General features: G+C 32.8%; 11 protein-coding genes and 2 pseudogenes. 10 read left to right on the top strand and 3 right to left on the bottom strand.

What is annotated here, in order from left to right:
- The 3 genes and pseudogenes from LDL23_RS03740 to LDL23_RS03750 all read right to left on the bottom strand — a co-directional run.
- A pseudogene (locus LDL23_RS03740) lies at positions 1-111 on the bottom strand (macrolide ABC transporter ATP-binding protein); the annotation flags it as partial.
- Positions 112-415: 304 nt separating this feature from the next.
- The gene (locus tag LDL23_RS03745) at positions 416-1,243 is read right to left on the bottom strand and encodes a class I SAM-dependent methyltransferase (RefSeq protein WP_291264513.1); all 828 of its coding nucleotides are present in this window, start codon (positions 1,241-1,243) and stop codon (positions 416-418) included.
- 73 nt (positions 1,244-1,316) lie between these two features.
- Positions 1,317-3,179 (bottom strand): ABC-F family ATP-binding cassette domain-containing protein, encoded by a 1,863-nt coding sequence (locus tag LDL23_RS03750; RefSeq protein ID WP_291264514.1) that lies wholly within the window; start codon positions 3,177-3,179, stop codon positions 1,317-1,319.
- Between the two features lie 162 nt (positions 3,180-3,341).
- On the opposite strand from LDL23_RS03750, the gene LDL23_RS03755 reads away from it, so the two are divergent.
- The 10 genes and pseudogenes from LDL23_RS03755 to LDL23_RS03800 all read left to right on the top strand — a co-directional run.
- Positions 3,342-4,472, top strand: coding sequence for a glycosyltransferase family 2 protein (locus tag LDL23_RS03755; protein ID WP_291264515.1), 1,131 nt, complete (start codon positions 3,342-3,344; stop codon positions 4,470-4,472).
- Between the two features lie 72 nt (positions 4,473-4,544).
- Positions 4,545-5,843 (top strand): dihydrolipoamide acetyltransferase family protein, encoded by a 1,299-nt coding sequence (locus LDL23_RS03760; RefSeq protein WP_291264516.1) that lies wholly within the window; start codon positions 4,545-4,547, stop codon positions 5,841-5,843.
- Between the two features lie 81 nt (positions 5,844-5,924).
- Positions 5,925-6,695 carry a 3'-5' exonuclease gene (locus LDL23_RS03765; protein ID WP_073580385.1) on the top strand — a complete coding sequence of 257 codons (771 nt, stop codon included), beginning with the start codon at positions 5,925-5,927 and terminating at the stop codon, positions 6,693-6,695.
- A 73-nt stretch (positions 6,696-6,768) separates the two neighbouring features.
- On the top strand, positions 6,769-7,380 hold the full coding sequence (locus LDL23_RS03770) for a fumarylacetoacetate hydrolase family protein (protein ID WP_291264517.1): 612 nt from the start codon (positions 6,769-6,771) through the stop codon (positions 7,378-7,380).
- Positions 7,381-7,382: 2 nt separating this feature from the next.
- Complete coding sequence (locus tag LDL23_RS03775; protein ID WP_291264518.1) at positions 7,383-7,727, top strand: histidine kinase; 345 nt, start codon at positions 7,383-7,385, stop codon at positions 7,725-7,727.
- A gap of 42 nt (positions 7,728-7,769) precedes the next feature.
- The gene (locus tag LDL23_RS03780) at positions 7,770-9,017 is read left to right on the top strand and encodes a competence/damage-inducible protein A (RefSeq protein WP_291264519.1); all 1,248 of its coding nucleotides are present in this window, start codon (positions 7,770-7,772) and stop codon (positions 9,015-9,017) included.
- A gap of 79 nt (positions 9,018-9,096) precedes the next feature.
- Positions 9,097-9,339 carry a 50S ribosomal protein L28 gene (rpmB, locus tag LDL23_RS03785; protein ID WP_008253904.1) on the top strand — a complete coding sequence of 81 codons (243 nt, stop codon included), beginning with the start codon at positions 9,097-9,099 and terminating at the stop codon, positions 9,337-9,339.
- Between the two features lie 20 nt (positions 9,340-9,359).
- Complete coding sequence (rpmG, locus tag LDL23_RS03790; protein WP_008253902.1) at positions 9,360-9,542, top strand: 50S ribosomal protein L33; 183 nt, start codon at positions 9,360-9,362, stop codon at positions 9,540-9,542.
- Positions 9,543-9,550: 8 nt separating this feature from the next.
- Positions 9,551-9,703 (top strand): DUF4295 domain-containing protein, encoded by a 153-nt coding sequence (locus LDL23_RS03795; RefSeq protein WP_014389076.1) that lies wholly within the window; start codon positions 9,551-9,553, stop codon positions 9,701-9,703.
- 19 nt (positions 9,704-9,722) lie between these two features.
- A pseudogene (locus LDL23_RS03800) lies at positions 9,723-10,000 on the top strand (hypothetical protein); the annotation flags it as partial.

The following is a 10,000-nucleotide window of genomic DNA, read 5'->3' on the forward strand; positions in this document are numbered from 1 at the left end:
ATATTCCCCTTTGTTGATTTCTAAATCGATGCCTTTTAACACATACACGATTTCGTTTCCTAAAGGGAAATCTCTTTTAATATTGGTTATTTTAATTAACGGATTTGCCATAATGAAATTAGAATTTAGCCTCTCGACTTCACTCGAGATGACAATATTATTGATGTAATACTATAATAAGTAGAAAAAGAAAGGAATTTGTTACATAAATGAAGTAAAACAATGATTTAATTTATCATTATATATAGCCATTGACCAAATTTATATCCTGATTTAAACAAATAAATTATTCCTAGTACGACTACAAAAGGAAGTATAAATTTGAAATACGTTGATTTAAAAAAAGATTGATTTTTCATAATAATCAATTTATAGATGTTTGATTATTAGTGCGAAAATATAAATTTTGTTACAACTAAAAACGAATTCTTTCAAACAGATGCGAACTAATCGTTTTATTCGGATTGATGATGAAATGTTCTTTTTCTTGCTCGGCTCTAAAAAACACAATTCCCCATTGAAACGTATCAATCGTAACCGAAACTTTTGGATGTTTTTTTATGATTTCCCAAGCTTCTTCCATGTCAGCTGACCAATGAATATCATCGAAAATCCAAACAGAATCATTTGAAATCGTAGGAAGTAAAGCCTCAAAATAATCTAAAGTAGCTTTTTTGGAATGGTTGCCATCGAAATAAATTAGGTGATGGGTAATGGGTGAAATGTCAAGGGTTTTAAAATAGCTTGAAAATTCGGTATTAACGAATTCAATATTTTGAAAATTTGAATTTTGTTCTTGCAATTGAACTTGCGCTTGCTTTTGCGTATTCGGACAACCTTCTAAAGTGATAATTTTTGCTTTGTCGTTTCCCAACGAAAGTGCAGAAGTCGCCAATCCTAAAGAAGTGCCAATTTCTAAAATACTTTTAGGTTGAAAATAACGAACGATTCTAAAAAGTAGTTCTGCATTTTTTGGAGTAATTCCTGCCGTTTGTGCAATTTTTGAGATTTCTCTTGTATTCGATTTAAATACGCGTGAACCAGCCCCAAAATCCGTTACATCAATTGTGTTTTTATTTTCTAAAAGTGATTTTCTATACGATTTTAATACTTCGTATTCTGGGTATTTAGTTGCATCATAAAAACATTTCGTAACCAAATCAAATACAAATGGCGAATGCACTCCATGTTCGTTTTTGGAATGGAAAAGGAATTTTAGGTAGGATTTGATTAAATGCTGCATTTTATAGTGATTAGTGAAAAGAGAATAGTAATTAGTTTGACTATTCACTAATTACTATTCACTAATTACTTTTTTATTCCATTTTCGAACTCAATTCAAACCAACGTTCTTCTTTTTCTTCTAAAGTTTGAATGATTTTTTGCAATTCATTAGCTTTTGCTTCAATTTTATCATCTGAAACTTTTCCGTCGGCGAATTCTTGTTCGATTTGCTTTTTATTGTATTCTAAATCTTTGATTTCTTTTTCAATTTTATTGAATTCCTTTTGTTCATTGAAACTCAAACCAGTTGAAGCCGTTTGTTTTTCTTTCCAATTTGTCTTTTCAGTACTAACCGAATTCAAAACTTTTGGTTCAGCCGAATCTTCATATGCTCTAAAATCAGAATAATTTCCGGGGAAATCTTCAATCTCGCCTTCACCTCTAAAAACAAATAAGTGGTCTACAATTTTATCCATGAAATATCTATCGTGACTCACCACTAATAAACATCCTGGATAATCTAAAAGGAAACTTTCTAAAACGTTCAGTGTTACAATATCCAAGTCATTCGTTGGTTCATCCAAAATCAAGAAATTTGGATTTTGAATTAAAACCGTACATAAATACAAACGTTTCAATTCGCCACCACTTAATTTTTCTACGAAATCGTATTGTTTTTTGGCATCAAATAAAAAGCGCTCCAATAATTGCGAAGCGGAAATAATTTTACCTTTCGTTAACGGAATATATTCGCCATATTCTTTGATAATATCAATAACTTTTTGTCCTGGTTTTGGATTGATTCCGCTTTGCGTGTAATAGCCAATTTTAATCGTATCACCAATAATTACTTTTCCTGAATCGGGTTGGATAGTTTGTGTTAAAATGTTCAAGAAAGTCGATTTTCCAGTTCCGTTTTTACCAATAATACCGATACGTTCACCACGTTGAAAGGAATAACTGAAATCTTTTAAAATGGTTCGGTCAGGGAAATTTTTGTTCAATTTTACCATTTCGATAATCTTGCTTCCCATGCGCTCCATGTTGATTTCCAACTCTACTACATTTTCCTTTCTTCGACTTTCGGCTTTTTCTTTAATGACGTAAAAATCATCTTGGCGCGATTTTGATTTAGTCGTTCTAGCCTTTGGTTGACGACGCATCCAAGCTAATTCTTTTACGAACAAATTCTGTGCTTTGTCAATACTTGCGTTTTCAGAAGCCAATCGTTCTTCTTTTTTCTCTAAATAATACGAATAATTCCCTTTGTATTGATAGATTTTTCCGTTGTCTAATTCGATGATTTCATTACAAACACGCTCTAAAAAGAAACGGTCGTGCGTCACCATAAACAACGTGATGTTTTCTTTTGCAAAATAGTCTTCTAACCATTCAATCATCTCTAAATCCAAGTGATTGGTTGGCTCGTCTAAAATCAATAAATCAGGTTTGCTAATCAGAATAATGGCTAACGATAAACGCTTTTTTTGTCCACCCGACATGTTTTTGACTTTCATTTTCAAGTCTTCCAACTTCAGTTTGTACAAAATTTGCTTGAATTGCGTTTCAAAATCCCAAGCATTGTGGCGATCCATATCATCAAAAGCTCTTTGATAGGCTTCTTCGTCATTCGGATTTTCTAAAGCTTTTTCGTAGCGTTCAATTACTTTCAGAATTTCATTATCCGAAGCAAAAATATTTTCCTCAATGGTTAATTCGTCTTGCAAATTATTGTTTTGCGACAGAAATGCCATGTTAATCTCTTTTCGAACTACCACTTGACCGGTATCAGGTTCATCCAAACCATTAATCATATTCATAATGGTAGTTTTTCCCGAACCGTTTTTAGCGATAAAAGCTATTTTTTGATCTTTATTAATTCCAAACGAAACGTTGTCAAACAAAACACGTTCGCCATAAGATTTTGAGATATTTTCGACTGATAAGTAATTCATTTTTTAATTTGTCAATTAGACAATATGGCAATATGCCAATCGTTTTGCAAAAATAGCTTTATTATTTCAAATTCGTATTTTTGTATTTCATAAATAAATATTGCAACTTTGACTTGTCAATCAATTGGCACATTGGCTAATTGAATATTGAAAATTAAATTCATGCAACTATCCGTTATCATCCTTAATTATAATGTGCGCTATTTTTTAGAGCAATGTGTTCTCAGTGTTCAAAAAGCATTAGAAGGCATTGATGGCGAAATTATTGTCATAGATAATGCTTCATCAGATGATAGTTGTGAGATGATGAAAACCAAATTTCCGCACATCAAACTCATTGAAAACGCAGCTAATTTAGGTTTTCCAAAAGGAAATAACATTGGAGTTGCTCAAGCGAAAGGCGATTATGTTTGTATTTTGAATCCAGATACTGTGGTTGCAGAAGATACTTTTGCCAAAATACTGAACACTGAAAACTGGACACTGAACACTGGTATCATCGGTTGCAAATTAATCGACGGTGCTGGAAATTTCCTTCCCGAAAGCAAACGTGGCGTTCCAACTCCTTGGGTGGCTTTTACGAAGATTTTCGGATTGTATAAAATCTCCAATTATTTCGGAAAATATTACGCCCAACATTTGTCTGAAAACGAATCAGGCAAAGTGGATATTTTAGTGGGAGCTTTTATGGTAATGAAACGCGACTTGTATCTCGAAGTTGGTGGTTTTGATGAAAATTGCTTCATGTATTCGGATGATATTGATTTGAGTTATTTGGTTTTGAAAACAGGAAAATCGAATTATTACTTTCACGAAACTTCGGTGATTCATTATAAAGGAGAAAGTACGGTTCGAGATGGGACCTATATGAAACGTTTCCGTGAGGCGATGCAGTTTTTTTATAAAAAACACTTCAAGAAATCATGGTTTTTTGATGTGATGATGCAAGTTGGAAGTTTCGTTTTTAGTCTTTTGAAGAAGAATCAGCAAAAGAATAGAACATTTAAAACAGATGAAATCGTGTTTTTTACCAAAGAGGATAGAAATATTAAATGTTTTTCTGCTGTAATTTTGTATTCGAAATTTGAAAATTTCAAAATCAATCCAAATATTAATTATGAAATTATTTTTGATACAGATTCTTTTTCTAATAAAGAAATAATAGATTACATGGTGAAAAATAGGTCGAAAAATGTAATTTTTAAGAATTTTTTATCTGATTCAAATTATATCATTGGAAGCAATCATTCTAATGATATTGGTGAAGTATTATTTTTATCAAATTTTGAATAATTCATTACACAACCTGAAAAAAATTAGTATTTTTGCAAACCAAATACAAAAACACAACTTTAGTTTAAAGATATGGCAAAGTTTGAATTGAAATTACCTAAAATGGGTGAAAGTGTTGCAGAAGCAACAGTTACTAACTGGTTAAAGAAAGTTGGTGATAAAGTTGAAATGGACGAAGCAGTACTTGAAATCGCTACTGATAAAGTAGACAGCGAAGTGCCTTCAGAAGTTGCAGGAACACTTGTTGAAATTTTATTTAATACCGATGATGTAGTTCAAGTAGGACAAACAATCGCTATTATCGAAACCGAAGGTGGTGCAGTTGCATCAACTCCAGAAGTTAAAGCAGAAGCGCCAGTTGCAGTTGCAGAAGTTGCGAAAGCAGTTGAAGCAGCAAAAGAAACTGTTGCGCCAGCAGATTTTTCGGCATCAGATAAATTCTTTTCACCTTTAGTTAAAAACATTGCGAAAGAAGAAGGAATTTCATTAGCAGAATTAGAATCTATTGCTGGTTCTGGTAAAGATGGCCGCGTTAATAAAGAAGATTTATTAAATTATATCAAAAATAGAGGAAGTCAGCCTGCAGTTGTGGCTACACCAGCGGCGGCTCCAAAAGCAACTCCAGCTCCAGTATCTCAAGCTGTTCCAGTTTCTGTAAATGGTGGTGATGAGATTGTTGAAATGGACAGAATGCGTAAGTTGATTTCGGGTTACATGGTAGCTTCGGTACAAACTTCGGCTCACGTTCAATCATTCATTGAAGTTGATGTTACCAACATCGTTAAATGGAGAGATAAAGTTAAAAACGCTTTCGAAAAGAGAGAAGGTGAGAAGTTAACTTTCACGCCAATCTTCATGGAAGCGGTAGCAAAAGCATTGAAAGATTTCCCAGGAATGAACATTTCAGTTGATGGTGATTTTATCATCAAACGTAAAAATATCAACTTAGGAATGGCGGCAGCTTTACCTAATGGAAACTTAATCGTTCCTGTAATCAAAAACGCAGACCAATTAAATTTAGTTGGAATGGCAAAAGCAGTTAACGATTTAGGGAACCGTGCAAAAGCAGGAAAATTAAAACCAGACGATACACAAGGTGGAACTTATACTGTAACGAATGTAGGAACTTTTGGTTCTGTTTTCGGAACACCAATTATCAACCAACCACAAGTAGGTATTTTAGCTTTGGGTGCTATCAGAAAAGTACCAGCAGTTATCGAAACTCCAGAAGGTGATTTCATTGGAATCCGTCAAAAAATGTTCTTATCGCATTCATATGACCACAGAGTTGTTGATGGAGCTTTAGGAGGAAGTTTTGTAAAACGCGTTGCGGATTATTTAGAAGCGTTTGACGTAAATAGAGATTTCTAATCTGAGAATAAATTATAAATGTAAACCCGATAGTTTTAAAAGCTATCGGGTTTTTCTATCTTTGTCACATATAAAATCGCTATGGAATTAAAATTAACACGCCCAATCTGCTTTTTCGACCTTGAAACTACTGGAATTGATGTAGCAAGAGACCGAATTGTAGAAATCTCAATATTTAAAGTATATCCAAACGGAAATAAAGAAAGTAAAACTTGGTTGGTAAATCCTACCATTCCAATTCCGCCACAAACTACAGCGGTTCACGGAATTACAGATGAAAAAGTAGCGAACGAGCCAACATTCAAAGAATTAGCATCCCAAATTCATAACATGATTAAAGATTCGGATTTGGCTGGATTTAATTCGGACCGATTTGATATTCCGCTTTTAGCTGAAGAATTATTACGTGCAGAAGTTGATTTTGATATGAAAAACCGAGTTTCAGTTGATGTGCAAACGATTTTCCATAAAATGGAAGAACGTACTTTAAGTGCGGCTTACAAATTCTATTGCGGACAAAGTTTAGAAAATGCGCATAGTGCCGAAGCGGATACGATGGCAACTTACGAAATCTTAAAAGCACAATTGGATCGTTACGAGAATTTAGAAAATGATATGAAATCATTAGCTGAATTCACAACACGTAAAAAATCAGTTGATTTTGCTGGATTCATCGCTTTAAATAATGAAGGAAAAGAAATTTTCACCTTCGGAAAGCATAAAGGCGCTTTAGTAGATGATGTTTTTGATAAAGAGCCAGGTTATTTCGGTTGGATTCAAAATGCGGATTTTCCGTTGTATACTAAAAAAGTTTTGACAGGAATTAAATTAAGAAAGTTAAATACGAAATAAGGTAAAAGGTAATGGGTGAAAGGTAAAATGTTTTGCCCATTACTCTTAACCATTTACCCTTAACCCAAGAAAAATGAAAATAATCTGTATCGGACGCAATTACGCTGACCATATTTCGGAATTAAATAATGAAAGACCAACAGAACCGGTTATCTTCATGAAACCCGATTCTTCTATTTTGCCTAACAAAAATCCATTTGTGATTCCTGCTTTTAGTAATGATATTCATCATGAAGTGGAAATTTTGGTTAAAATTTGTAAAGTGGGTAAACACATCGACGCTAAATTTGCTCATAAATATTACGAAGAAATTGGTTTAGGAATCGATTTTACAGCTCGAGATGTGCAAACTAAGTTGAAAGAGAGGGGGTTACCTTGGGAAAAAGCAAAGGCATTTGACCATTCAGCGGTAATTGGGAGCTTTACATCGAAAAAAAATTATACTTCGTTAGAAAATATTAACTTTGAGTTAAAATCAAATGGAACCACTGTTCAGGAGGGTAATACTAGTTTAATGTTGTGGAAAATTGATGAGTTAATTGCTTATGTTTCACAATATTTTACATTAAAAATTGGAGATATTATTTTTACAGGAACTCCAAAAGGTGTTGCAAAAGTAACTGAAGGTGATGTTTTAGAGGGTTTTATAGAAGGAAAATCGATGTTTAAAATTCAAATTAGGTAGTTATGGCATTACAATATAATTTAGCGAAAGTATATGAAATTTCAGAAAATGATATTGAATTTGCATTACAAATTGTGACTTTATTTTTGGAGGAAGTTCCTGCTGAAATAAAATCCATAAAAGACGCAATTGCTGAAAAAGACTATACTAGAACTTATTCTTCATGTCATAAAATAAAACCTACATTGGATTTACTTGGCATGGATTTGGCTTATGAAGAAAATATCCAAATCATGACTTGGGCAAAAGCCGAAGGCAAACGAAAAGAAATTAAAGAAGTATTCAAGTCGTTAAAAGATAGAATTGATTTAGCAGTTAAAGAAATTAAAAAAGATTTCAAACTGTAAGATTCTATTTTAAAATTCCCCAAAATCTATTAAATATTTAAAATGAAAGCTGCTATAGTTACCATTGGCGATGAAATTCTTATTGGCCAAATTGTTGACACGAACTCTTCTTACATTGCAAAAGCCCTTGATAAAATTGGGATTGCAACGCATGAAATGTTGTCAATTTCCGATGATAAACAACATATTTTAGATACTTTTCATTCACTTCAAAATAAAGTGGATGTCGTTATTGTAACGGGTGGATTAGGTCCAACTAAAGACGATATTACTAAGAAAACTTTTTGCGATTATTTCGAAGATAATTTAGTTGAAAATGATGCGGTTTTGGTTCATGTAAAGTCTATTATTGAAGGAATTTATAAGCGACCAATTACACAAATCAATAGAGAGCAAGCATTAGTGCCAACCAAAGCAAAAGTGCTTTTTAATCAAGCAGGAACGGCGCCAGGAATGTGGATGGAGAAGGAAAATACCGTTTTTATTTCATTGCCAGGAGTTCCTTACGAAATGAAGTATTTAATTGATAACGAAGTAATTCCAAATTTGGTTCAAAAATTTGAGCGCCCGTATATTGTGCATCAAACTATTATGACGTATGGTCGTGGTGAAAGTATGATTGCAGAACAAATTGAAGAATGGGAAGATAATTTACCGGATTTTATAAAATTGGCTTATTTGCCTAGTCCAGGAAAAGTTCGCTTGAGATTAACAGCAAGAGGAACGAATGAAGAGTTGTTGAAAAATGAAATAAAACATCAAGTTGAAAAGCTTGATCTGTTGATTCATGACATTATTGTAGGCTATAATGAAGATGAGCCAATTGAGGTGGTTTTAGGAAGATTGTTAACGGAAAAAAAACTAACAATTTCAACGGCAGAAAGTTGTACAGGTGGAAAAATAGCGGCAACTTTGTCAGCAGTTCCAGGAGCATCAAATTATTTCAAAGGAAGTGTGGTGAGTTATGCTACTCAAGTTAAAATTGATGTTTTAGATATTGATGAAAATTTGATTGCAAAGCATGGAGTTGTAAGTACTGAAGTAGCAAAAGAAATGGCTAAATCGGTTCAAAAAGTTATGAATTCTGATTGTGCTATTGCAACAACAGGAAACGCTGGTCCAACAAAAGGCGATGAAGATGCTGAATTAGGAACAGTTTTTATTGGAATTGCTATGTATAATGAAGTTTTTGTAGAAGAATTTAACTTTGGTCAACCGCGTGAAAAGGTGATTGATAGAGGGGTGAGTAAAGCATTGGAACTCATTTATAAAGAAATTTTAAAAAAATAGTAAAAGATAGTTGTGTATATGAAATCGATTTTGTTTCTTTGCACCCTGATTTTAGATAACGAAATAAAGATTAGAAATAATGTCAAGAGTTTGTGAACTTACAGGTAAAAGAGCGATGGTAGGAAACAATGTTTCTCACGCTATGAATAAAACAAAGAGAAAATTCTCTGTTAACTTAGTTAAAAAACGTTTTTATATTCCTGAAGAAGATAGATGGGTAACGTTGAAAATTTCAACCGCTGCTTTAAAAACGATTAATAAAAATGGAATTGCTGCTGTATTGAAAAATGCAAAAGCTAACGGATTTGTTAAATCTGTATAATCCTTAAAACATAGATCAAAATGGCAAAGAAAGGTAATAGAATCCAAGTTATTTTAGAATGTACAGAGCACAAGACTTCAGGAGTTCCTGGGACATCTCGTTACATTACTACAAAAAATAAAAAAAACACTCCAGATAGATTAGAGATTAAAAAATTTAATCCAATCTTAAAAAGAGTAACTGTTCACAAAGAAATTAAATAAGATAAGTCATGGCAAAGAAAACCGTAGCAACTTTACAAACAGCTTCTAAAAGATTAACTAAAGCTATCAAAATGGTTAAGTCTCCAAAAACTGGTGCTTATACTTTCGTTGAATCAGTTATGACTCCAGAGGAAGTTGATGAATTCTTGAAAAAGAAATAATTCATTTTACATTATATAGATGAGCTACTTTCGTTTGAAAGTAGCTTTTTTATTTTTACATTTGTCTGATAAATGGATTTGTGGGCAAATTGTTGGTAGTAAAAACTTAAATCCTGATTTTAGTATGAGTTTTTTTAAAAAAATATTCTCTTCCGATAAGAAAGAACAAGCTATTAGCGAAGAGGCAAAACAAACTTTAGACAAAGGTTTAGAAAAATCGAAAACGTCCTTTTTTTCTAAGCTTACTAAAGCTGTAGCTGGAAAATCGAAAGTAGATGCAGAAGTTTTAGATAATTT

This window comes from Flavobacterium sp. (assembly GCF_020217025.1).
GTDB lineage: Bacteria > Bacteroidota > Bacteroidia > Flavobacteriales > Flavobacteriaceae > Flavobacterium.

Bases quoted from the DNA above. Each gene is read 5' to 3' on its own strand.
- LDL23_RS03745 (WP_291264513.1), bottom strand. From the start codon at position 1,243: ATGCAGCATTTAATCAAATCCTACCTAAAATTCCTTTTCCATTCCAAA.
- LDL23_RS03770 (WP_291264517.1), top strand. From the start codon at position 6,769: ATGAAAATAATCTGTATCGGACGCAATTACGCTGACCATATTTCGGAA.
- LDL23_RS03755 (WP_291264515.1), top strand. From the start codon at position 3,342: ATGCAACTATCCGTTATCATCCTTAATTATAATGTGCGCTATTTTTTA.
- LDL23_RS03750 (WP_291264514.1), bottom strand. From the start codon at position 3,179: ATGAATTACTTATCAGTCGAAAATATCTCAAAATCTTATGGCGAACGT.
- LDL23_RS03795 (WP_014389076.1), top strand. From the start codon at position 9,551: ATGGCAAAGAAAACCGTAGCAACTTTACAAACAGCTTCTAAAAGATTA.
- LDL23_RS03775 (WP_291264518.1), top strand. From the start codon at position 7,383: ATGGCATTACAATATAATTTAGCGAAAGTATATGAAATTTCAGAAAAT.
- LDL23_RS03780 (WP_291264519.1), top strand. From the start codon at position 7,770: ATGAAAGCTGCTATAGTTACCATTGGCGATGAAATTCTTATTGGCCAA.
- LDL23_RS03765 (WP_073580385.1), top strand. From the start codon at position 5,925: ATGGAATTAAAATTAACACGCCCAATCTGCTTTTTCGACCTTGAAACT.
- rpmB (WP_008253904.1), top strand. From the start codon at position 9,097: ATGTCAAGAGTTTGTGAACTTACAGGTAAAAGAGCGATGGTAGGAAAC.
- rpmG (WP_008253902.1), top strand. From the start codon at position 9,360: ATGGCAAAGAAAGGTAATAGAATCCAAGTTATTTTAGAATGTACAGAG.
- LDL23_RS03760 (WP_291264516.1), top strand. From the start codon at position 4,545: ATGGCAAAGTTTGAATTGAAATTACCTAAAATGGGTGAAAGTGTTGCA.